Origin of the sequence: Lactobacillus rodentium (assembly GCF_003423665.1) — a bacterium.
In the GTDB taxonomy this organism is placed as follows: domain Bacteria; phylum Bacillota; class Bacilli; order Lactobacillales; family Lactobacillaceae; genus Lactobacillus; species Lactobacillus rodentium.
In genome coordinates this window covers 95,295-118,224 of sequence record NZ_BFBY01000005.1, presented here as the reverse complement: position 1 = coordinate 118,224, position 22,930 = coordinate 95,295, and the positions used below count along the sequence as shown (strand labels likewise).

Here is a 22,930-nt window from a genome sequence, read left to right as displayed (position 1 = left end):
CCCGCAGGCTCTTTTTTATTTTCTGATAAATTTTTCATCACTTTTTAGTTCCGATGCAGGAACATAGCGTTCAACTTTCATATGCAAATCATATTTTTCACGAAGCTTTGCTAACTCAGCCATCATTGGACTTGCATGGTGCTTGTCAATAGCCGCTTGGTCCGTCCAACTATCAATTAATAAAACAGTTTCTGGATCATTAACTGGAAAGAAATATTCATAACGCTCATTACCCTCTTCTTCTCTAATGTGTTGCGCAATTCCACTTTTTTCCATTTCTTCTACAAAACGACGGGCACTACCATTCTTTCCAGTATAATAAAGATTAATTGTTAGGCTCATAATTCTTCTCCTCTAAAATATTAAATTCTATTAATTTCCCGGGTAATATCTTTTCTTTAATTTTAGCGCTTCAAACTAATAATTGCTTTTCAAAAGTTTAAAATAGTATTATTGAAAAGAAATAACATTAACTAGAGGAGAATTGATTAAAATGCTAAATAGAAATCGACATGATTTTGAAAAATTAACCGACAAGGAAAAAGAAATCTTAAATCAAAATCGAGAGAAAATGCATCAAGCCCAAGCTAAAGAACCAGAAAAATTACGCAAACATTTACAAGCATTTAACGACGGTGTTATAGCCATTATTATCACTATTATTGTTTTAGAAATAAAACCTCCACTTACACCAAACAATTATTCAAAATTTATTGGTGATATTATAGTTTTCTTGATTTCATTCTTTATTATCGCAGATTTTTGGTATGACCTTCACTTAGATTTTTCTTATTTCATTTTAAAACCAAGTAAAGCCACTGCTATTATAGATTTTTTCTTATTAGCCGACCTTTCACTGTTACCCATAATGACCAAGTGGATCATGGAAGATCCATCTAGTTTTGCGGTGGCTAATTTTGGAATTGTATTTTTAATCGCCAAAATTCTTAGAATTATTGAACAATATGTAGGGGCCATGCCGACAATGAAGGATTACAAAATTATGAATGTTTTTATGACTCGAACTTCTTTGCGTCGCATGATTTGGATTTTAATATTAAATATCGTCTTAATTATTCTTGCCTTATTCCTACCACGTTTAGCCATGATCTTATATCTGGCAATTCCAATTCTTTCATTTATTTTTCCTTCAAATAACTTCTCAGGAAGACATAGACAAAATAAAAGTTCTGCTGATTAAGCAGAACTTTTATTTTTTATCCCTTATTTATTTTGCATTCTAACATTGCTTTTTTCTTTAATCATAATATAAATAAGTAGTAATAATGCGAGACCTGCAGCACTATATAGAACGACATTACTTGCAAGCCAACCAAATTTACTTACTAAAATACCAATTAAAGCAGTTGCTAAGGTTTCACCAAATAAGTATTGGAAGAAGCCCATAAACCCAGTTGAAGAACCGACTGCAAACTTAGGAACGGCTTCATTAACCATTAAACCAACTAGAGTTAAAGGTGCATAGATTAAAGTACCCATTAGCATTAAAATCACAACGATCAAAGTATGATTACTTGCAAAGAAGTAAATACTCAAACAAGCAATTAAACCGATTACACAACCAATACATACAATTGCACGACGTCCTTTCAAGAAGTCGGAAACTGCTCCAAGTAGGATAACACCAGGTACAGCTGCAATTTCAAAAATACCAATTAACCATTTAGCAAAACTATCGTTAAAGCCTTTTACATCTGTTAAGTAACTTGGAATCCATGACATGACGCCGTAACGAACCAAGTATAATGACATGGAAGTAAGGGTAATAGCCCATACTAACTTATTTTTCAAAATGTATTTAACGAAAATTTGAGGAAGAGTTAAACTTGTAATTTCTTCTTGATCAATTTTACCTTCTTTAGTTGTAGGTGCATCACCATCATGTTCTGCAATAGTTGGTAAACCAACACTTGCTGGACGATCTGAACCAGTAATTAAGACAAAAGCTGCAATAATTAAAGCAACAATTGAACCAGTGTAGAATACCCAAGGAATTGAACCATGGAATAACCAGGTTGCTAATTGGATTACAGCTACACAAGCTGCAGCTCCAGCGTTGTGGGCAGATGACCAAACTGAATAAACAGTTCCACGGTGTTTCTTACCCCACCATAGTTGAACTAATTTTTGACAAGGAGCAGCACCCATCCCTTGAGCCATGGACATGATCAGCATCAAAGCCATAATGATAACTAATGATACTGTACGGTTATTAATTTTGAAAAAGAAAGCAAAATTAAGTCCAAGACCAAAGTTTAAAATTGCTGAAATGATTAAACCAGTTGCCAGATAGTGATTCGGGTTACTCTTATCACTTAATGCTCCCAAAAACAATTTGGAAATCGCATATCCCACCCCGAAACACGACATTACTAAACCTAGTTGTGCTGTACTTAAACCGTAAACTTGGCTAATGCTCTTTTGTTCTGTAGTAAAAATTAAACGAATAACATAATATCCAATATAACCAATACAAATTGCTAACAATACACCAGTTTGGTGCCATAAATATGATGATTTTACTTTTTCTTTAGGAACCTTCTTCGTGGCTGTTGGAGCAGGTTTCAAAAACTTAAACATTAATCCTTCCTCCTAATCTCTTATGATCACAATTTGATTATATATTAAGATTGTTTAAAATGGAAGCGCTTTCTGCAAATTTTCTTTATATTTTTTTATATTTCTAAAGCTCTGCCCAAATAATGAGTTACTTGAACACACAAAAAATGACGAGCAAAATGCCCGTCATCACTGAATTTGTACTAGATTTTTTATTCCCTCAAACACACAAGTTTCTCTCAACAGCGTCTGTGTGTTTTTTGTGTGTTTATCTAAATTTTCTGCCTTTAATTAGAATATCTTTTATTAGTAAATAAACAAAAAAAGCTCTAGGCAAATGCCTAGAGCTTCTAATCTGTGCTGACTAAAGGATTCGAACCTTCGACCTCATCATTACTAATGACGTGCTCTGCCAACTGAGCTAAGTCAGCAACTCATCAACAAATAATAGTATAGCAAAATCAATTTTATTTGCAAGAAAAAAATATAAAAAAAGAGAATTTTTTCAAATTCTCTTTTTTAAATTATTTATCAATAATTGTTATCCGTTCTTGATGATGCTGAGGATGTAAAATTTCATTTACTACTAAGCGTGCCATAGTGCCAGAAGTAACTTTTGATTCGCCTTTGTCATTATAAAGTAATTCATCGCCACCTAAAGCATATTCGGCAGCTTCAGGACCCGCTTCAAACATCATTGCCGGGGAAATTCCTAGCCAATCTACATCATTAACGCCACGTAAATATTCCAATTCTTTCAATTGTTGTCTTGGGATATTTACCCAAGCCTCATTACCTGCCATCTTTTCAATATCTTTTACTACTAGATGCTCGTCATCACCTGTATGCAAGCTGCCGGCACCTAGAATAAAGATAATACGCTTATTATCATCTTTAGAAAGGTTAATTAATTTTTTTGCTAAGGTGATTTGTTCATTAGCTTTTTCTGGTGCTGGTGCAAAAGCATCTACAATTACATCAAAATTTTTGAGTAAAGCATCATCCATTGTTAAAACATCACCAATAAGTAAATTAGCATTATCGCCTAATACTTTCTTAGCCTTTTCTTCATTACGGATAATTCCCGTTACTTTAAGGTCCTTTTGTGGAACAGCGAACTTATAAATCGCACTGCCGGCCATCCCAGATGCACCAATAATTCCTACTTTTATCATCAGCTTGCCTTCTTTCCTTTAGTTTCTTTACTTTATTTTAGTTTATTCATGAAAAAGCTGCTAATAATTTGTTTTAAAATAAAAACTTCAGCAGTAGCTGAAGTTCCAATCTGATAATTTATTTTAACTCTCACCAGCTACACTTTGCTCTTTAGGCAAAATCACTTTAAAAAATGCTCCTGAGATATTCTGATAATTAGAAAAAATTTCAATTCTTCCATTAATAAGATTCAAAATTTGTTTTACAATTGCTAGCCCTAATCCTAGCCCTTCTGATTTATTTGCTGTTTCTCCTTGATAAAATTTTTCTAAGATTTTATTTTTTTCGTTTTCTGCAATTTTTGGGCCATTATTTCCAATAATTACCTCAATTTCATCATTCCGCTCCTGACAACTAACGAAAATTGTACCTGTTTTTGGAGTGAATTTTATCGAATTATTCAATAAATTAAGCCATACTTCTTTTAACAATTCTGGATCAGTATTATATTTAACTTTTTGTAAATCTAATTGATAAGTTAATTGCTTCTTTTCTAAAGCTGGTAGTAAAGAAATGATCGACTTACGCAATTCTTCATCAATATTAACAGCCTTTTGCTTACTGATAATCTTTTTATTTTCCAAATTAGTGAGCATCATAATTTGCTCTGATAATTTTCCCAATCTTTCAGATTCGGCTGCAATAATGCTTACGTATTCTTTCTTTTTTTCTTCTGGAACACTTTCACTTTCAATTAATTTAGCAAATCCATTAATTGATGTAATGGGAGTTTTAAATTCATGGGAAAATTGACTAATAAAATCGTCTTTTAGCGTTTGTGTACTATCTAGTTCTTCAACCATCAAATTAAAGTTGAGGTAGCTTTCATTTAATGGATCATGTTTTCTAATTGGTAATCTAACTGAAAAATCTCCTTCTGCAACTTTTTGCATTGCCCTTGTAGTACGTCTCAAAGACTTAATCACATAAGCATAAATACTACCAATGATTAATAAACCTAACAAAAAGATCGAACTAATAAGTTCAAAACTTAAGATCTGTGGGCCCATGTAAGGAAGGATAGTAAAAGGAATTGCTACTGCTGTCGCAAATAAACACGTGACAATCACAGCAATTATTAGTGGATAAATAATTAATAATTTTGAAAATGAACTTTTCTTTTTCATTATTTCCTCGATGTATTTGTTACTTGGTTAATATAACTTTAAAAAACGTACCTGAAAAATTTTGAAAACTAGTCTCTACTTCTATTTCTCCATTTAGTAGGTCTAAAATTTGTTTCACAATTGCTAATCCTAGACCTACTCCTTCATTTTTATATTGTGTTTCTCCTTGATAAAATTTATCAAAAATTTCTTTTTTCTCCTTTTGATTTATTTTTGGACCATTATTTCCAATAATTACTTCAATTCGATTTTTTTCTTCTTTACAACTTAGAAATACTGTCCCCTTTTTAGGAGTAAACTTTATCGAATTATTTAGCAAATTAAGCCATACTTCTTTTAATAATTCTGGATCAGTATTGTATTTAACTTTTTGTAAATCTAGTTTATAACTTAAATTTTTAGATTTTAATGCTGGAAATAATGAAATTAGAGATTTACGTAATTCCTCATCAATTTCAACATTTTTCTTATTAGTAATAATTTTTTTATTTTCTAAATTAGTTAAATTTAAAATTTTAAATGATAGATCACTTAGCCGTTTGGATTCCTCTGCAATTATTTTTAAGTATTCAGCCTCTTTTTCTTTCGCTATATTTTCACTTAACAGTAAGTTAGCAAAACCGTTGATCGATGTAATTGGCGTTTTAAACTCATGAGAAAATTGACTAACAAAGTCTTCTTTCATGATTTTTGTACTCCCTAATTCTGAAGCCATTTGATTAAAATCTTCAAAAGTACTATCTAAAGGATTAAGTTGATGTTTACTTAGTCGAATATCAAATTCTCCATTTGCCACTTTTTTTACTGCTTGTGTTAACTCTTTAATGTAGCCAAATAAATATGTAAGTACTGCATAGTTAATACTAAAACTAAAGCTAAAGAATAGGACTAACATCATGAGGCCAATAATATGAGGCTTTTGTCCGGTATTAATTGATAAAAATACTGCTATTCCAAATAAGATCGCCACTACTGTTGCCAGAACAGCAGAATAAATAATTATTGTACGTGTAAACGAATCTTTATTTTTCTTCACTCACTTCACCTTTATATCCCAATCCACGCACGGTTATGATCTTAAAGACATCTTCAAAATTACGGCATAATTTTCGTAATTTACTAATATGAGTCTTTACTGTATCTTCTGTACTAAAAGATTCTTCACCCCATACTGCATCTAACAACTGTTCTTTAGTAAAGATCTGATTGGGAGTTGAAAGCAATTTATAAAGTAGGTCAAATTCTTTCTTGGAAAGATCTATTACTTCTTTTCCTCGCTGAACAGTATAATTCTTGCGATCAATCACAATATCTTGAATAATTAACTGATTAGGATGTTCATTACCTGCTCTCCGTAATAAGGCAACTAAGCGTAATTTTAATTCCTGATAATCGATCGGTTTTACCATATAATCATCAGCTCCATTACTGAAAGCCACAGTTTTATCTTGAATCGTATCTTTGGCAGTAAGCATCATAACAGGAAATTTAAAACCTTCCTTACGTAATGCTTTTACTAGGGCAAAACCATCCATATTGGGCATCATGACATCTGTAATCATAATATCAACTTGTTGCTTGTCCTTTAAAAAACTTAACGCCGCTTCTCCATCTTCTACTTGCACCAAATCATAGTCCGTTTCAAGATAGGCCTTAAGCAATTTTTGAATATTTTTATCATCTTCTACAATTAATAATTTTGTCATTTACTTTTTTTCTCAACTTTACGTTTATTTTACCTTTGTAATTTATATTATAGTTGTTAGTAAAATAGTAAACAAATTTAATAAGTACATAAAATAACATATTTTTATATATAAAATAACTATAATCGGCTATATAAATATGTTTTTATGGATATAATTTATTTTTATAAGTCAAATTCAGTGAGGAATATAAATTGAGTAAATTTACATTTGAAGAAAAACAACTTGCTGTAAAATTATATTTACAAGGAACAAGTTCAGAAAAAATTGTTAAGGAACTTAATGTTGCTTCTCGTTCACAACTCTTATTTTGGGTAAAACAATATAAAAAGCATGGTGTAACCGCCCTACGTGAAAAGCGTAATCACCGTGATTATTCTTATGAGTTCAAACTTGAAGTTTTGAATTGGAAAAAAGAAAATAGTGCTTCATATGAAGCCACGGCTCTTCATTTTGGTATTTCTAGTTCCTCTTTAATCTATAAATGGAACCGTCTTAATGAACAAGGTAAACTGGCTCAACCAGTAAAAAGAGGTCGCCCAAGAAAAAAAAAACTAATTCCTCCCCATCACCAAGAAATCAATGATTTACGTAAACAAAATCAAGCTCTTTTAGAGGAGATTGAACGCCTAAAAAAAGCGCAAAAAATTTCGGGGGGGGAAAATGATCAACGAAATTTTTTTAAGTGGGCCTTTTAAAGAAAAAAGTTCAAAATTAATGTTAAATCATTAATTTTGAACTTTTTTCTTTCTCAAATTATATTTTTGCTCTAATGACCTTCAGAAAACATGTTTGTAACTACTACTCCAATTACTATTAGACCAATTCCAATTAATTGCGGTATATTAACCTCTTGTTTCCAATACATCACACCTACTATAGTAGTTAGAATAATTCCTACTCCTCCCCAGGTAGCATAAGCCACACTTAAGTTGAGTGTTTTTAATGATAAGGAAAGAGTATAAAAACAAATAATGTAAGAAATAATAGTTGCAACTGCTGGGATTAATTTTGTAAATCCAACTGAAGCCTTCATAAAATTAGTTCCAATCACTTCTGCAACAATTGCAATAGCTAATTCAATATATCCCATTTAATTTCTCCTTTTTCTAGTTTATTAATTATTGTAATAGTAAAATTTAAATTAACTAGTCTTGTATTTTTATTTTTTCTCGCGTGGTTAAGTTTCACATGAAACTAAAATAGGAGAGTTTCGACATAACATCAAAACTCTCCTATTTATTACTCTTATTTTTTAATGACAACAGCCAACAGATATGAACTACTAGTACAATCATGCCACAACAACCCAATATTATTAGGCAGTTTTGTTTAATCGCATCATTATCTTCAAGATCGTTAGCTGTCTGGGTTAAAATCATTCCCGCTCTTATGGAAAACAGAGCTAACCATAAAAGCAGGCTCGTAATCCAATATTTCATTTATTCTTACAACCTCAACTTATTTATAATTTTTCTCGCACTATATTATCTCATACTAGTTAATATAATTCCTCTTTAAAGTTTCAATATTAAATTTTAAAAGCTTATTTTTAGTACTCTATTTTAATGTTTAGTACTCTTTATTATGGTCAAAAACAAAAGATGAAATATTTCAAAATATTTCATCTTTTTTTATAGCGTTTCAATTACTTCTTTTAAAAGCTTAAATGAATGATATTGGGCTTTAATATCATAGATATAACTATTAATCATTAATTCTTCAAATTGTACTTGTTCTTGAAGATAGTTAATTTGTTTTTTAACAGTTTCTTTATCACCAATAAAAGTTACTCGCGCCATATTGTCAGCGACTTGCTTCTTTCTGCGAATAAGATCATCTGCATTAAACTTTACTGGTCCAAAATTAGGAACATTAGCTGTATCTGCTTCACGTACTTTATCCCAAACCATCTCATCGTTATCAACTGGTGGTTGCAAAGGACGTAAATTATTAGATACTAAGTCAGCAAAAGCCTGAGTTTGGGTAGTACTTAAACGTTTTGCTTCTTCATTAGTATCAGCCAGATAGGCATTGGCACCAACTATGACATAAGGTTTATCTAAAACCTTTGAGGGCTTAAATTCATCACGATAAATTTTTACAGCCTCAATGAGCATCCCAGGAGCAAAATGAGAAGCAAAGGCATAAGGTAGCCCTAACTTTGCTGCCAAATGAGCACTATCTGTACTTGAGCCCAAGATATAAATCGGAACTTTCACACCTGCTGCTGGATAAGCATGAACTTCATTTATATCTTCAAAATAGCCCGCCAATTCTTCAACTTCATTGGGAAAGTCTGCTGTTCTTTCAGTTCTTCTCAAAGCCTGAGCAGTTTCCATATCTGTTCCAGGAGCTCGGCCTAAACCCAAGTCAACTCTATCAGGATAAAGCGTTGCTAACGTACCATATTGTTCAGCCACAATATAGGGACTATGGTTGGGTAACATAACTCCACCTGAACCTACTCTGATTTTTTTAGTTGCAGCTAAAGTTTGATCAATTAGAATTTGAGTAGCTGAGCTAGCAAATGATTTACTATTGTGGTGTTCCGCAATCCAATAACGTTCATAGCCCAACTCTTCGGCTTTTTGTGCCAACTCAATCATATTCTCAATAGCTTCGCGATATTTATTATCTTTTCTTAAGGGAGCTAAATTTAAAATTGATACTTTCATGCCTATAGTCTCCTTTACTGTTAAAGTACAGCATTAGTTTATAAGCTTACTAAAAGTTAGTCAATTATTTTAACTTCTATTCCCATAAGAATTTGATAATCGCTCTATTTACTTCATTATTATCATGAAGTTTACTATGTTGAGCATTTTTACCCTTAATCATTAATTCTTGATAAGACTTGGCTCTATTTTTTACTAAGTATTTTAACGACTTAGCAGAATTAATACCAACATCACCATCTGAGCTGGTACCATCTTCTAAATTACCGTAAATATTTAATACCCGTGTATCTCTTGGAAATGTTTTTCTCAATGGTAAGAGACCCCGATATTCTGAACGCATAATATTAGGCTTACCCGTCTTTTTATTTAATTTAAGCTCATTAGGTTCATCATTCATTCCAATAATTCCATCATAGTGACCAGCAATTGAAACAAAATGTTCCACGTGTAACTTGTTAGGGTATTTTTTGAAATAATAAGCTGTTTCCAAGTTTCCCATCGAATGAGCAACAATATTTACTTTATGATAATGGTATTTCTTAGTAACAGCATTTAGAGCTGTATTCACATAATCTGCACCAATTGTGTCATATCCCGTCGTGTAATTGCTTGCCTTAGCTAATTTATTATCATCAAAATTCACTTCAATAATTGGATTTTTTGCATTTTTCTTTAACTTTCCATGAAAAATCACTTTATTCTTCGAAGTTACGTTAATTCTGATGACATCGTTAGTAACACCAGCATGCTCGGCAGCTTTAACCATATCTTCTTCGGCATGATAGCTGCTGCCCCAACCATGAAAAAAGAAAGTTGGAGTTGTTTTAGCCACTACGTGAACTTTATTGCTAGTCTCTTTTTGATGCAAGAATCCTAAGAAGAAAATTATTAGAACGACGATTCCAATAATAGTAATTATTAACCCTTTTTTTCTAACTTTCATTCTTTTAATTCTCTCTTTTTATCTATTCGATTAATTTATTGGCGAATTAATTCAACTGTTGCTTCCGCACACTTATCAGAAATCATCATCTCAATTGGATATTGGCCATGATACTTTTCTAAGTAAGCCTTTGTTACAGCATCCTCTTCTTTTTTATCAGTTACAGGTCGATAAGTAATTTTGACAGTTTCTCCATTAATTTCAATTTGACCGCCATATTTAAGTCCTTCTTGGTACCACTTACTCTCTTTCCCTTTACCAGCACGCAAATAAACATGATTATCAATAGTTACAACCCAAAGCGGATTATCTTGAAAAGGTTCCTTAGTCTTGTCATAAGGTTGATTTTGAACCGTAGTACTCTTATTAATCTCATTAATTAATTTTTTTGACCAATTCATTGTCTATCTCCTTTTATTCGTTCATATTTGGTTCCCAACTACCAGTGGTATCGACATTGATTTTTGCAGCAACAGCTTCTAATTCTTTTACTTCTGCTTCAGTTAATCGAGTAGCAGCAACTTGCGCTGCATCTTCAACTTGGTTAACTTTAGTTACCCCAATAATTGGGAAAGTATCTTTAGAGAGCGCCCAAGCCATAGCTGTTTGAGCTGCAGATAAATCATACTTTTTACCAATTTCTGATAATTTATCAACTAAGTCGGTTAACTGCGGCAATTTATCGTTATAAGCCTGAGCACGAACACTACCAGCAGGGAAAGGATTATTAACACTATATTTACCAGTTAGCGCACCTTGTTCTAAAACCATGTAGGCAAAAAATTCTAAACCATTTTCCTTACAGTAATCTAAAATTCCAGCCTTTTCTGAGCTTCGATCTAATAAACTTAAATGATTTTGAACTGCATCTAGTTTAAAACCCTCCTCAGCTAGAATCTCTTGTACTCGTTTAATTTCACTTAGTGTGTGATTAGATACTCCCACATGTTTAATCTTGCCTGATTTTAAAACCGGTAAAAGATCATGGGTCCATTTTTCAACATCGGCATCATTATGAATCCAATAATAATCTATGTAATCAGTTCCTAAACGTTTTAAACTTTCATCAAGCATTGTTTGAACAGGATTATCTGTAGCTGGTGCCATTTGAGGAGTAAATTTAGTAGAAATCGTTAATTCATTACGTGGAACACTCTGCATTAAATCACCCAGAATTTTTTCTGAGCCTCCATTGCCATAAGCTGTCGCAGTATCAAAAAAGGTTAATTTTTTAGCAATTGCAGCATCAAAAACTGGTCGGAAATGATCCTCATCATAATTATTACCAAAATAACTGTTATTATCGCCCCAAGCCCAGGTTCCAAGTACTATTGTATTTTTTGTCATTAGTTTTCTCCTAATCATCTAAAATCTTATATTCTTCAAAATAGCTTTTATTTTCTCTAATTTCTCCTGATTCATAAAGGGAAATTTTATGTTTTAAGCGATTAATTGAACGATTTAAATCTTTCTTTTTTTGTTCTAATTCTTTAAGTTGTTCTTTTAATAAATCTTCACGTGCTTGTAAAGTTTCATCGCCAACACGTAACATATCAGCATAATCAATTAATTTTTCAACAGGAACACCTGAATGACGTAAACATACTATCATTTCAATCCAGCCCTGCATCCCCTCATTAAAGTAACGATTACCATTATTCTTACGAGGAATTTTAGGAAGTAACCCAATGCGTTCATAATAACGAATAGTATCAGGTTTTATATTGTATTTTTTACTCACTTCTGTAATAGTTAAATCAGACATCTATATACCTCCTGAATGTAAATTACTACTTTGAGTTAACTACAAGTCAAGCATTTTAATTATTTTCTTGAACAATTTTTTAGAGGTGAAATAATGAAAAAATTATCTTTATTTTTAATATTAATATTTACTTTAAATTTAGTTGGTTGTTCAAATCAAAAGAACAATACGAACTCTTCTTCAATTTCAACTACACATACTACAAAAGAAAGGAATCAAACTAAAATGACAAATTTAAAAATTACCATTAATGGAAAGACTTTAAATGCACAATTAAATTCTACAAGTGCGGCCAAGGATTTTAAAAAGGAATTACCTACTACCTTAACTTTTACTAGTTTTATGGATAATCCAGAGAAGATGGCGGACCTGAACCATTCTTTGTCAATTAAAGGCATGCCAAAGGGAGACCAAGGTAAAGCAGGAGAAATTGGCTATTGGTCACCCGATCAAAGAATTATTTTTTACTATGGTCATGTTGATTACTATCCTGGCATTCACATTATCGGAAAATTTACCTCAGAAAATTATTCTTCAGTGATAAGTAAGATGAAAGATAATACAAAAGTAAAAATAGAATTAAATTAATATGATTATTTGACTGATACTTAGACTATAGTTTTTACTATAGCCTTTTTATTTACAAAAAAATCCTGATGATAAATATCTAAGGATTTACCATCAGGATTAAAAATAATTTTTAGCTACATGGACTATAATCTTACTTTACAAAAAAGTTATGACATGCTGTTTTGGTCTAGCACTTACTTGCTTAATTAATTCCTTTTCTTCAAGAATTTTAATAATTTCCTGTGTCCTACGAAGCGAAATTTTATTTTCAGAATTTAATTTTTTAATAGTTTCATCTCTAATCCCTAGATGCTCATTTGAAGTAAACAGTTTGGATTCAGCTAAATAAATCAATGTTTGTAAAGCTGCTCCCTTTTGCTTTTCAGTTAAGTTACCAAAACTTTTAACTTTACCTTCTATCTTCTTTTTTGCTTCCTCTAGCTTTGATTTTGCTTCATCTAAGGCCTCAAAATTCTTATTTTGTTGTTCAATAATAATTTTTAACATTTCCTCTACAAAGAATGTTAATTCTGCTCGATTCTCTAATTTATCTGCTTCTTTAAAAATTCGATAATAAGTTTCTACTCTTGAATGAATTGCTGTTGCAATAGATAATCCCGTAAAAAAGTCATACTTTCTGGTTACATACGTTGAAAATAAATAGCGTCCCATTCTACCATTTCCGTCTAAGAATGGATGAGTATTTTCAAAGAAAAAGTGAGTAATAATTGACTTTAAAATATCAGGAATTTCTTTGCTATTCATAAATTCTATTAATTGATAAAGAGAAAAATTAATTTCTTTTTCAGTAATTGGTGGTTGATGAACAACATTAAATTGTGAGCCAATACTTAAAATTTCATTATTCGGAAGCTTGTCACGGAAGACCTTCCCATTAGGTAGCTTATCTTTTGGAATTTCACCAGCTAATAAGCGATCATATATTTTTCTAAAATCTTCTAAAGCATTTATTTTTATATCAATCTTTTTAAGATTTTCTTGATACATTCTTACTGTTGAACGTAAGCGCTGTGGCCTTTCTTTCTTATTGTCATCCTTAATTTTTTCTCCTTCTTTAATTAAAGTACTTATTTCATATGCGTTTGTTTGAACACCTTCGATTTCATTAGTATATGTTATTTCAGATAATAATAATGAATCTAGAAATTGCCGCTGGGCTACACCAGGAAGATGCTTTACAATTGATTTAATCTTTTTTGAGTTATTTGAAAAATCATCCATTAATTTTAATAATTCAAAAGTTATTGTTACAAAAATAGGATATTGATTATTTTGAAATTTCTTTTTGTCAGTAAGTAAAGGATGTAAATTAGTTCGTAAAGCAGATACATTATTTATACGATTTTGATAAATTTTTTCAAAGTCACTATCTTCTAAATAATTACCAGGATATAAAAATCTAACTTTTGAAAGAGGCAAATATTTTGCAGGCATTTCATTCTCCTTCTTTCATAAACTAAAAATTAAGCAATAAATATTTTGATTACTTAATATTAATAAAATAGTATTTTGTCGAGATTAATTTATGTATTTGATAATAATTATCGACAAAACTGGTATTTTGTCAATAATAGTATATTTAATTCGACACAATTATTAACAAAACTAGCTATTTGTTAATAATTGTTTAAATAAGTTATACTTTTTATTTACAAAAAAATCCTGATGATAAATATCTAAGGATTTACCATCAGGATTAATTTTTTATTTAATTTGTTCAAAGTTTGTCGCTTTTTTATCTAGCCCTTGTCCGGCATTAGCAATTTGATAAGTAAAACTACTTGAATGCATCTTCTTACCAAGAACTAACACATTATTGTATTGCCATAAAGAAACTTGCTTATTTTGAGTTTTTGAAATTGTGAGCTTACTACCATCAGCTTTATAGTTCCACTTACCTTCTTTAGCTTGGGCCTTATAAACTTTTTCAAAATCAGCAGTACTATTACTTGCTTGCAAAGCCTTGTTCTTATCTGGCGTAACAATTACTTCATCACCACTTTGAGCAAAAGTCATATATGCTTTTTGGTTGCCTGAAACTGAAGTATATTCATAAACATGACCAGGAATATGGCCTGCCGCTGCATGACTAGCATAGATATAAAAACCACCTACAATTACTAGAAGCGCAACAATAATAGAAATAACAATTTTAGTACCTTTTCTCATATTTTGTTTTAACTCCTATTAATCATCATCTTCTTCGGTGTCGTCGTTAGTATCTGCACTTTGATTTGAGCTATCTGAATCAGTATCTTCATCATTGCTATCGGAAGAATCTTCTGAATCATTGCTATCTTCATCACTCTTATCAGAACTTGCATAGATATGAATTTCATCGCCATCTTCTTGAACATAGATTGTTACATCAGAATCATCATCGCTATCTAACGCATCTTTTATCTTATCGAGAAGATCATCGTAATCCTTGTCCTTAACATCTTTTGCAATATCATCAGAATCAATATCTAATTCATCGGCATCCTTGATATCACTATCATCATCTGCTTCTTTAAATGATAACTTATCATTATCATTAGCCTTCTCTAAACCATCAACAATATCTGAAACAGAAATATCAGATGAAGATGATGAATCTTCTGAATCACTATCAGAATCATCTTTCTTCGAAGTTGCTTGACTACTGTTATCACTATTAGCCTTATAAATATTAGTAGTATTTGAGTTATTAGAATTATCGTAATATTGCTTAATAGCATCAGGTTGAACGTTAATATTCACAATTTGTGGGCCATTATTAATTGTGACCTTAGTTTGAGCTACTACATATGGATCAATATCAGGATCAAAATCATCTGGTACATAGCCATCACGATTTAAAATTAAAACATTTCCTGCGTAAATCATATTGGCATTACGAATATTATTGTCATAACAAAGTTTTGCAATTGAAATACCAGTAGCATGAGAAATACTCCATAAAGTATCACCCCATTGGATTACGTATCGTACTCCATTAAGATGATTTACATTAATATGTTGCATTGCCATGTTATTTGAAACTTGTTGAGGTGTATTAGCAATCCAGTTGGTAATATCTGCTTGTTCTTCAGGTGAACCAGTTACTGAATTAGCATGTGCCACAGTAGTTGTAGCAATTGCTGCACTAGCAAGAATGGCAGTTAAAAAGCCTGCACCCAAACGTGTTTTATTATTAATTTTCATTGAACTTATTCCTCCATCACTAGTCCGTTATTTAAAATATACTACTTGCTCCCATAAGATTCAATATTTGCCAATTCTAACTAAGCCAAATAAAAACCCCGATAAAAATCGGAGTCATAAATTAATCAATTTTAATATAAGATTTAATTGTCTTTCGATCCGCCATATCTTGATAGGCATCATTAATATCATCAAGTGTATATGTTTTGGTAAAGACCTTACCTGGATTGATTCTACCTTCTAAAACAGCCTTAAGCAAAATTTCTTTATCATAGGTAGTTACTGAGGCTGGCCCCCCTGCTAGAGCTTTATCTTGATAAAAAGTTTGTGCAGGATCTAACTTACTTCCATGGGGTAACCCTACCCGACCAATAATTGATCCTGGTCGTCCAATTTGCATTGCTTCTTGAGTAGATTGCTCACTACCAACACATTCTAAAACTGCATCAGCACCACCATTTGTAGTTTCAAGTAATTGTTTAATTCCCTCTTCACCACGTGTAGCAATGTTTTCTGTAGCACCAAATTCACGTGCTAAAGCTTCACGGTCAGCATGACGGCTAGTTGAAATAATACGAGATGCACCACGCATTTTAGCCGCAATAATTGCACAAAGACCAACAGCTCCATCACCTAAAACAATTACAGTATCTCCTGGTTTTACATTTGCAACACGCGCTGCATGATAACCAGTAGCCATTACATCAGCTAAAGTTAAAAGTGATTTTAACATTCCTTCACTGTAATCTTCAGGTTTTCCCGGTACCTTGACTAAAGCCCATTGACCATATTTAAAGCGTAAATATTCAGCTTGAAAGCCATCACTCCAATTATCTTTGTGACTCATACATACACCATCAAAGCCTGCTAAACAAGCACGACAATGACCACAACCATGAGTAAAAGGTGCAATAACAAAATCTCCCGGCTTTACTGTAGTGATATCTTTACCTACAGCTTCTACAATTCCTAGGGCTTCATGTCCTGAATTAATTAAACCCTTTTCTGGCACATCATGATAAGTCCATAAGTCAGAACCACAGACACAAGTACGTACCACGCGGATTAAAACATCTTGATCATCCTTAATTACGGGTTTATCGACCTCAACAGGTTTAATTTCATTATTTTCTACAAAGCGACTACTCTTCATTATTATTACTTCCCTTCCTTTTTAAATCCACAAAATAATTCTTACTATCCTTAATCTTCCCGGTCTTATAAAGATCTATTTTACAAGTAAGGCGGTCAATTGAATTATCAAGGCTCTTTCTTTTTTGTTTTAAGCTATCTAATTGTTCTTGTAATAGGTCTTCTCTAGCCTTTAAACTGGCATCCCCTAAGGCCAAAAGATGGGCATAATCAATTAACTTTTCAATGGGAACTCCCGCTTGACGAAGACATACTACCAACTCAATCCAATCTAATATTTCCCGGGGAAAGTAACGATTACCGTTGCTTTTGCGGGGAATTGGAGGAAGAAGTCCAATCCGCTCATAATATCTTAAGGTATCAGTAGTTAAACCATATTTTTTACTAACTTGAGTAATTGTTAAATCTGCCATAATTTCCTCCTCAAGATTAGCTTACTACTTAGAGTTAACTTTAAGTCAAGTTATATAAATAAAAACATCTCCGATAATAAACTTAGTCTATAACGGAGACGTTTTATGCATTTATTTGATTTTTTTATTACTTATCTTCTTCAAAATGCCAGACATCTATACCAACATTTGGATCAAACTGCTTAGATATTTCACCACCTCTTACTGGTTCAATTACAATTTCACCAGTATACATAATTTGGGCTAATTTTAAATCGCCACCAAAATACTGAATAGTATTAGTTTTAGCATCAAGATATGAAAACATCCCATGAGCATGAATATTTAATTTAAAATGATCAGCATCTTGCGTTACATTTCCCATTAAGCTAATCATTTCTAACATTCCTTCTTTAGTATGAAGTAAAAAATCTTGTTTTTCTGGAAGATAAGTACCGATTACGACTTTGTCACAAGCACCAATTCCAGAAAAAGTTGCTGAACTAATTTTTTGTTCTCGGCAGGTTTGAAGTACACTATTTAATACTTCATCGCCCTTATCTAAACGAAGATATATCTTATTACCAAATTTTTGGCTTTTCATTTTCTATTTTTCCCTCTTATCTAATTGGTTCACCTAAATGACGTCCAAGCTTATATGCTTGTTCAATATAGTCATGACGTTTTAACAAATCCACATTATCAGACCATTGAGCCGTAATGTAGCCTGCATCAACCCACTTCATATAGTGAAGAATCGCATGATAATGACCAACTAAATTATCAAATCGGAAACTATCACCCCAAGCAGTGGCAAGTAAAACTCCATACTTATTGCCCATTAGGCCATAATCATCTTCATAAAAGCGATCAACTGCTGCCTTCATTTGGGCACTCATGCCAAAGTAATAAAGTGGTGTAGCAAAGACTACTGCATCAGTTTCTTCTAATAAACGCAGATAATATTGAGTATTTTCATCTCCTGGAATTGCGCGATTATTAGCATCAACATGCATTGGAGTAATTGGATTCTTTGCGGCATCATAAATCGTCACATCATGACCTGCTTCTTGTGCGCCTTTAACAAAAGCTTCTGCTAAAGTAGTTGAAGTACCTGGACGTTGTGTACTACCTAAAATTACTAATACTTTCATTAAGTCTTTCTCCTTAATTAGCTTCTGCAATAAAGTTTTTAACCATTTCATCAGGAATATTTACCATTCCTAGTGCACGTAATGGCATATTAGCAAAAATAGCTTCATTTTCTGGACTTAGAATTTTTTCTAGTTCACTTCCCAAACCAGATGTTTGTAATGCTTTTTTAATTACTGGATCTTTACTATTAATAATTTCATTAATATAAGTATCGCGATTAATTTTAACTGTCGGAGTTGTACCAATTGTTAAAGTAAATTTATCCTTAAGTCTAATGTCAGCAACAGAAGAACCAACAAAAATTTCATAGCTACCATTATCAATTTGCCAACTTGCTTTTTCAGCGTTATACCAAGCAAAATCTCGTCGAGGTAAGAAAAGTGTCACCTTTTTACTTTCTCCTGGTTCAAGGTTCACCTTAGTAAAGGCTCTTAATTCCTTCTTTGGTTTTTCAATAAAACTAGTCTTATTTCCTACATATAGCTGCGCTACTTCTTTACCTGATCTTTGCCCTACATTCTTAATCTCAAAATTGACTGCAACACTATTCTCTTTTTCAGAAATTTGTAAATTGCTATATTCAAATTCTGTATAACTTAATCCATGACCAAATGGGAAACGTACGGGAACACCTTTAGAATCATAATAACGATAGCCGACAAAAATTCCTTCATGATAATTTTCTTCTTTTTTGCTGGCATCAAAGGTTAAATAGGTTGGATTATCAGCTAACTTAATTGGAAAGGTTTCAGATAATTTTCCTGACGGATTAACTTTACCAGTTAAGATATCCCACGTAGCTTCACCAACTGCTTCACCTGCCAAATAAGTTTCTACAATTGCAGGTACTTGATCAGCCCAAGGCATTTCGACTACTGAGCCGTTTTCTAATACCACCACTACATTTGGATTAACCTTAATAATTTCAGTTAATAAATGATTTTGATTTTCTGGCAAAGCAATTGACTTCTTATCAAAACCTTCTGTTTCCATTTCCTCTGGAAAACCAGCAAAGAAAACGACTTGATCTTTTTGTTTTGCTAAGTCAACAGCTTTTCTTTCTAGCTCATTATCAGGTTCATTTGTAGTTAAGTCATAGCCAGAAGCATATTCCGCATTTTTAGGTGCGGCTTCAAAAGGTGTAACTAGGTGGTGAGCATTAACATGGGAACTACCGCCACCTTCATAGCGTGGCTTTTGCGCTAATTTACCAATAATAGCAATCGATTTTTCAGTATTAAGTGGAAGTTGCTGATTTTCATTTTTTAAAAGAATAATACTTTCATCTGCTAATTTACGAGCAAATTCATGTTGTTGATCCTTATCATAATTTACTTTCTCAGCATGATTTTTACCCCATTTTTCAACGATTTTTAATATGCGTAACACAGAGCGATTTAAAGTAGCTTCGTCTAATTGACCTTCCTTAACTGCAGTCACAATTTCATCAACTGAAGCTTCCCCTTTACCAGGCATTTCTAAATCTAAGCCGGCTTTTAATGCTGCTACATGATCAGCTACTGCGCCCCAATCAGACATTACAAAGCCTTCAAACCCCCATTCATTGCGAAGGATATCAGTTAAAAGATGTTGATTTTGGGAATTAAGTACTCCATTTAAACGATTATAAGAACACATAATTGTAGCGGGTTGTGTCTCAGTAACAATTCTTTCAAATTGAGAAAGATATATTTCACGTAAGGTACGTTCATCAATATTTGAAGATGAAGTAAAGCGTTGGTCTTCACGATTATTAGCCGCAAAGTGTTTTACACTTACTCCAACTTCTTTACTTTGAACGCCCTTTACATAGGCAACACCCATTTTTCCAGTTAACAAGGGGTCTTCAGAAAAGTATTCAAAATTTCGCCCTGCCAAAGGACTACGTTTAATATTTACTCCCGGTCCTAATAACACACCAATATTTTCTGCACTTGCTGCTATTCCCAGATTTTCTCCTAATTTAAACAGCATCTTTTCATCAAAAGAACTTGCTGTTAAAGCTGAACTGGGAAAACAAACTGCATCAACACTAGCGTTAATTCCTAATGCATCAGCACCATCAGCTTGTTTTCTTAAACCTGATGGTCCATCAGTCATCATCATTGATTTAACTCTAGGAACACTAGCAGTAAACCAGAAATCCTTTCCTGTAACTAGTTCTGCACGCTCTTTAAGAGTTAATTCTTTTACAAAATCAAGATCTATTTTTACCATTGAATCACCTCATAATTAATCTACTGAAAAGAAAGTAGCTCTTTGACTTTTCTGAGGGGCTAACCATTCAATAAAGAGATCAAACCACTTACTTACTTGAAAATTAACTTGTTTTTGATCATTACCTGTTCTTAAGTCAGCCAATGAGAGCCCATGACCACCCTCATTAAAAATATGAGCTTCGAATGGAACATTTTTATTAAAAAGGGCTTGCTCAAAATCAATCGTTCCCTGAACATTAACAATCTCATCTTTTACAGTTTGCCATAAAAACGTTGGTGGCGTAAAACTACTAATATGTTTTATAGGATTTACTTTATCTAATTGGTCTTTTGACGGATCAACTGTCCCTAATAAAGCGTGACGAGTATAACTCATAATTTCCGGCATTTTTGTGTAACGGGAATTACCGTTATCCGATAAATCATAAGCTCCGTATCCCAACATTAAATGTGTTGGGCGATAAAATTCTTTAGGCTTACCAACTAATTTTTCTAACCAATCTTCTTGCCAATACACACCTAACTGGGCCGCAATATTAGCTCCTGCGGAAAAGCCACCGACACAAATATAATTTTCATTAACTCCCCAATCAGTCGCATGTTCTTTGAGATAGCTAACCGCTTGAGCAAGCTCAACTAAAGAATTCGGAAATAAACTTACTGGTTTCTTTGGAAGCTGGTCACTACTTTTACCTAAGTATTTATCTGCACCATTAGTTGCATAATGGACTACTACCACATTGAAGCCTTCATCCAAAAAACGTAAAGTGACTGCCTCATCTTCACGAAAAGAGGTCATCATAAAAGCTCCACCGGGACAAATAACCATAGTTGGAAATTTACGTTGCGGATCAACTTCTTCACTACGTTCTTGAAGATAATATTTGGCATAGGCACCATGGTTACCGATAATTTTTTTGAAGTACTTCATCAATGTTACCTCCCAAAACTACAAACTATTTAATTGAAATGACTGCAAATATACACAGTTATTTTAATTATTATGCTTGTATAAAGTAAGTAGTTACTTTGAAGTATAATAGTAACTAACAAGTATAAATTAAAAGTGGTGAAGAGTTTGACGAATAATTTTCATATGGGTACTAACTATCTCTTAAAAGTAATTACAGGAAAATGGAAGGTTTCTATTATTTGTGCTTTAGGACTAAAAGATTATCGTTACCTAGAATTACTTAAATACGAAAATGATGTTAACCATACTAAGATTTCTAAAAAAGTATTAACTGAACAGCTTAATCAATTGGAAGAAGATGGTATTGTCACTAAAAAAAGTTATGGTACTATCCCTCCTAAGGTGGTCTATTCTTTAACGCCAATCGGTCAAGAACTTTCAAAACACCTGATTAATCTAAATTTTCTAGGTGAAAACTTAGCGCAAGTTAACCAAGCAAATATCAGTTTTGATATCAATGCCCAACAAGTTAAGAATCTACATAAGGAAGAACAGGATAAAAACTAATGAAAAAGGCCAAAAAAGTTATTATTGTCATCATCAGTATCATCGCGATCTTACTAATAGCAGCAGCGGGATGGCTTCATTTTTCAACTTATCATCCCTCATCTGCAGCTCAAAAAGTAGCCCAAACTGCTAGTCAAACTAATAAGGTAACAGTTTTTAAAGCACGGCATAATAAGATGACGGTCATTTTTTATACTGGTGCGTTAGTTGAACCAGATTCATATTCAATCTGGGCCAAACAAGTGGCAAATGCAGGCTATACAGTTAAAGTCGTTCATTTTCCCTTAAATCTTGCTTTCTTTAATGTTAATGCAGCTGATAAACTAGCGGGAAAAAATAAAAATTATGTAGTTGGTGGTCACTCTCTCGGCGGAGCAATGGCTAGTCGTTATGGCCATGGTAGTCATAATAAATATCTGCGTGGTATTTTCTTACTTGGTGCTTACGCGGATGAAAAGGGACGTTTAGATAAAACTAATTTAGATGTACTTTCTATCACCGCCAGTCATGATAAAGTCCTAAATTGGCAAAAATACCAAACAAATAAAAAATATCTACCTAAAAATACTAGCTACCAAACAATTAAAGGCGGTAATCATGGTAATTTTGGCTCTTATGGTCAGCAAAAAGGCGACGGTCATGCGACCATTTCTAATGCTAATCAACAAAAACAAGTGGCTAGCTTGCTAATTAATTGGCTTAATAAAGTTAGTAAATGAAAGAGGCCTGACTCCGATA

At 32.6% G+C, this 22,930-nt stretch carries 26 protein-coding genes and 1 tRNA gene; 5 read left to right on the top strand and 22 right to left on the bottom strand.

Going from position 1 to position 22,930, the window contains the following annotated elements:
- Window positions 1-15: 15 nt before the first annotated feature.
- Window positions 16-342, bottom strand: a complete 327-nt coding sequence (locus tag LrDSM24759_RS04465; RefSeq protein ID WP_117118295.1) for a putative quinol monooxygenase — start codon at window positions 340-342, stop codon at window positions 16-18.
- Between the two features lie 151 nt (window positions 343-493).
- Between LrDSM24759_RS04465 and LrDSM24759_RS04460 the strand changes: the two genes are divergently transcribed.
- Window positions 494-1,201, top strand: a complete 708-nt coding sequence (locus LrDSM24759_RS04460) for a TMEM175 family protein (protein WP_117118294.1) — start codon at window positions 494-496, stop codon at window positions 1,199-1,201.
- A 23-nt stretch (window positions 1,202-1,224) separates the two neighbouring features.
- Here LrDSM24759_RS04460 and LrDSM24759_RS04455 read toward each other — a convergent pair whose 3' ends face one another.
- The 6 genes from LrDSM24759_RS04455 to LrDSM24759_RS04430 form a co-directional block, all read right to left on the bottom strand.
- Window positions 1,225-2,601, bottom strand: coding sequence for an MFS transporter (locus LrDSM24759_RS04455; protein ID WP_117118293.1), 1,377 nt, complete (start codon window positions 2,599-2,601; stop codon window positions 1,225-1,227).
- A 337-nt stretch (window positions 2,602-2,938) separates the two neighbouring features.
- A tRNA-Thr gene (locus tag LrDSM24759_RS04450) sits at window positions 2,939-3,011 on the bottom strand.
- A gap of 93 nt (window positions 3,012-3,104) precedes the next feature.
- Window positions 3,105-3,755 (bottom strand): NAD(P)-dependent oxidoreductase, encoded by a 651-nt coding sequence (locus tag LrDSM24759_RS04445; RefSeq protein ID WP_117118292.1) that lies wholly within the window; start codon window positions 3,753-3,755, stop codon window positions 3,105-3,107.
- 123 nt (window positions 3,756-3,878) lie between these two features.
- Window positions 3,879-4,922, bottom strand: coding sequence for a HAMP domain-containing sensor histidine kinase (locus LrDSM24759_RS04440; protein WP_117118291.1), 1,044 nt, complete (start codon window positions 4,920-4,922; stop codon window positions 3,879-3,881).
- Between the two features lie 19 nt (window positions 4,923-4,941).
- Entirely contained in the window at window positions 4,942-5,958 is a 1,017-nt protein-coding gene (locus LrDSM24759_RS04435) for a sensor histidine kinase (protein WP_117118290.1), read from the bottom strand.
- A complete protein-coding gene (locus LrDSM24759_RS04430; protein ID WP_117118289.1) occupies window positions 5,945-6,628 on the bottom strand; it encodes a response regulator transcription factor in 684 nt (227 codons plus the stop codon). Before LrDSM24759_RS04430 ends, LrDSM24759_RS04435 begins: the two co-directional genes overlap by 14 nt.
- A 194-nt stretch (window positions 6,629-6,822) precedes the next feature.
- On the opposite strand from LrDSM24759_RS04430, the gene LrDSM24759_RS04425 reads away from it, so the two are divergent.
- Window positions 6,823-7,326, top strand: coding sequence for a helix-turn-helix domain-containing protein (locus tag LrDSM24759_RS04425; RefSeq protein WP_117118288.1), 504 nt, complete (start codon window positions 6,823-6,825; stop codon window positions 7,324-7,326).
- Between the two features lie 71 nt (window positions 7,327-7,397).
- Here LrDSM24759_RS04425 and LrDSM24759_RS04420 read toward each other — a convergent pair whose 3' ends face one another.
- The 6 genes from LrDSM24759_RS04420 to LrDSM24759_RS04390 all read right to left on the bottom strand — a co-directional run bounded on the left by LrDSM24759_RS04420 (window position 7,398) and on the right by LrDSM24759_RS04390 (window position 12,017).
- Window positions 7,398-7,721 carry a DMT family transporter gene (locus LrDSM24759_RS04420; protein WP_117118287.1) on the bottom strand — a complete coding sequence of 108 codons (324 nt, stop codon included), beginning with the start codon at window positions 7,719-7,721 and terminating at the stop codon, window positions 7,398-7,400.
- Between the two features lie 541 nt (window positions 7,722-8,262).
- Window positions 8,263-9,306: an LLM class flavin-dependent oxidoreductase gene (locus tag LrDSM24759_RS04410; RefSeq protein ID WP_117118285.1), complete on the bottom strand. Its 1,044-nt coding sequence runs from the start codon at window positions 9,304-9,306 to the stop codon at window positions 8,263-8,265.
- A gap of 76 nt (window positions 9,307-9,382) precedes the next feature.
- Window positions 9,383-10,252 carry an alpha/beta hydrolase gene (locus LrDSM24759_RS04405; protein WP_117118284.1) on the bottom strand — a complete coding sequence of 290 codons (870 nt, stop codon included), beginning with the start codon at window positions 10,250-10,252 and terminating at the stop codon, window positions 9,383-9,385.
- Window positions 10,253-10,287: 35 nt separating this feature from the next.
- The gene (locus tag LrDSM24759_RS04400) at window positions 10,288-10,653 is read right to left on the bottom strand and encodes a DUF2255 family protein (RefSeq protein ID WP_117118283.1); all 366 of its coding nucleotides are present in this window, start codon (window positions 10,651-10,653) and stop codon (window positions 10,288-10,290) included.
- Between the two features lie 13 nt (window positions 10,654-10,666).
- Window positions 10,667-11,599: an aldo/keto reductase gene (locus LrDSM24759_RS04395; protein ID WP_117118282.1), complete on the bottom strand. Its 933-nt coding sequence runs from the start codon at window positions 11,597-11,599 to the stop codon at window positions 10,667-10,669.
- A 10-nt stretch (window positions 11,600-11,609) separates the two neighbouring features.
- The gene (locus LrDSM24759_RS04390) at window positions 11,610-12,017 is read right to left on the bottom strand and encodes a MerR family transcriptional regulator (RefSeq protein ID WP_117118281.1); all 408 of its coding nucleotides are present in this window, start codon (window positions 12,015-12,017) and stop codon (window positions 11,610-11,612) included.
- Window positions 12,018-12,110: 93 nt separating this feature from the next.
- Here LrDSM24759_RS04390 and LrDSM24759_RS04385 point away from each other — a divergent pair, with 93 nt between their 5' ends.
- Window positions 12,111-12,605, top strand: a complete 495-nt coding sequence (locus tag LrDSM24759_RS04385) for a cyclophilin-like fold protein (protein WP_117118280.1) — start codon at window positions 12,111-12,113, stop codon at window positions 12,603-12,605.
- Between the two features lie 138 nt (window positions 12,606-12,743).
- Here LrDSM24759_RS04385 and LrDSM24759_RS04380 read toward each other — a convergent pair whose 3' ends face one another.
- From LrDSM24759_RS04380 to LrDSM24759_RS04340, 9 genes are all read right to left on the bottom strand, one after another.
- A complete protein-coding gene (locus LrDSM24759_RS04380; RefSeq protein WP_117118279.1) occupies window positions 12,744-14,042 on the bottom strand; it encodes a Fic family protein in 1,299 nt (432 codons plus the stop codon).
- A 270-nt stretch (window positions 14,043-14,312) separates the two neighbouring features.
- Window positions 14,313-14,777: a hypothetical protein gene (locus LrDSM24759_RS04375; RefSeq protein ID WP_117118278.1), complete on the bottom strand. Its 465-nt coding sequence runs from the start codon at window positions 14,775-14,777 to the stop codon at window positions 14,313-14,315.
- 18 nt (window positions 14,778-14,795) lie between these two features.
- Window positions 14,796-15,794 carry a LysM peptidoglycan-binding domain-containing protein gene (locus LrDSM24759_RS04370; RefSeq protein WP_117118277.1) on the bottom strand — a complete coding sequence of 333 codons (999 nt, stop codon included), beginning with the start codon at window positions 15,792-15,794 and terminating at the stop codon, window positions 14,796-14,798.
- Window positions 15,795-15,915: 121 nt separating this feature from the next.
- Complete coding sequence (locus tag LrDSM24759_RS04365) at window positions 15,916-16,947, bottom strand: alcohol dehydrogenase catalytic domain-containing protein (protein WP_117118276.1); 1,032 nt, start codon at window positions 16,945-16,947, stop codon at window positions 15,916-15,918.
- Window positions 16,937-17,359, bottom strand: coding sequence for a MerR family transcriptional regulator (locus LrDSM24759_RS04360; RefSeq protein ID WP_117118275.1), 423 nt, complete (start codon window positions 17,357-17,359; stop codon window positions 16,937-16,939). Before LrDSM24759_RS04360 ends, LrDSM24759_RS04365 begins: the two co-directional genes overlap by 11 nt.
- Before the next feature lie 127 nt (window positions 17,360-17,486).
- Complete coding sequence (locus tag LrDSM24759_RS04355; RefSeq protein WP_117118274.1) at window positions 17,487-17,942, bottom strand: PPC domain-containing DNA-binding protein; 456 nt, start codon at window positions 17,940-17,942, stop codon at window positions 17,487-17,489.
- A gap of 16 nt (window positions 17,943-17,958) precedes the next feature.
- Entirely contained in the window at window positions 17,959-18,492 is a 534-nt protein-coding gene (locus LrDSM24759_RS04350) for a flavodoxin family protein (protein ID WP_157964238.1), read from the bottom strand.
- A gap of 13 nt (window positions 18,493-18,505) precedes the next feature.
- Window positions 18,506-20,710 carry a glycoside hydrolase family 3 C-terminal domain-containing protein gene (locus LrDSM24759_RS04345; RefSeq protein WP_117118272.1) on the bottom strand — a complete coding sequence of 735 codons (2,205 nt, stop codon included), beginning with the start codon at window positions 20,708-20,710 and terminating at the stop codon, window positions 18,506-18,508.
- Between the two features lie 15 nt (window positions 20,711-20,725).
- Window positions 20,726-21,643: an alpha/beta hydrolase gene (locus tag LrDSM24759_RS04340; RefSeq protein ID WP_117118271.1), complete on the bottom strand. Its 918-nt coding sequence runs from the start codon at window positions 21,641-21,643 to the stop codon at window positions 20,726-20,728.
- A gap of 147 nt (window positions 21,644-21,790) precedes the next feature.
- Here LrDSM24759_RS04340 and LrDSM24759_RS04335 point away from each other — a divergent pair, with 147 nt between their 5' ends.
- Window positions 21,791-22,192 (top strand): winged helix-turn-helix transcriptional regulator, encoded by a 402-nt coding sequence (locus LrDSM24759_RS04335; protein ID WP_133297788.1) that lies wholly within the window; start codon window positions 21,791-21,793, stop codon window positions 22,190-22,192.
- Window positions 22,192-22,911, top strand: coding sequence for an alpha/beta hydrolase (locus tag LrDSM24759_RS04330; protein WP_117118269.1), 720 nt, complete (start codon window positions 22,192-22,194; stop codon window positions 22,909-22,911). Before LrDSM24759_RS04335 ends, LrDSM24759_RS04330 begins: the two co-directional genes overlap by 1 nt.
- The last annotated feature ends 19 nt before the right edge of the window (window positions 22,912-22,930 follow it).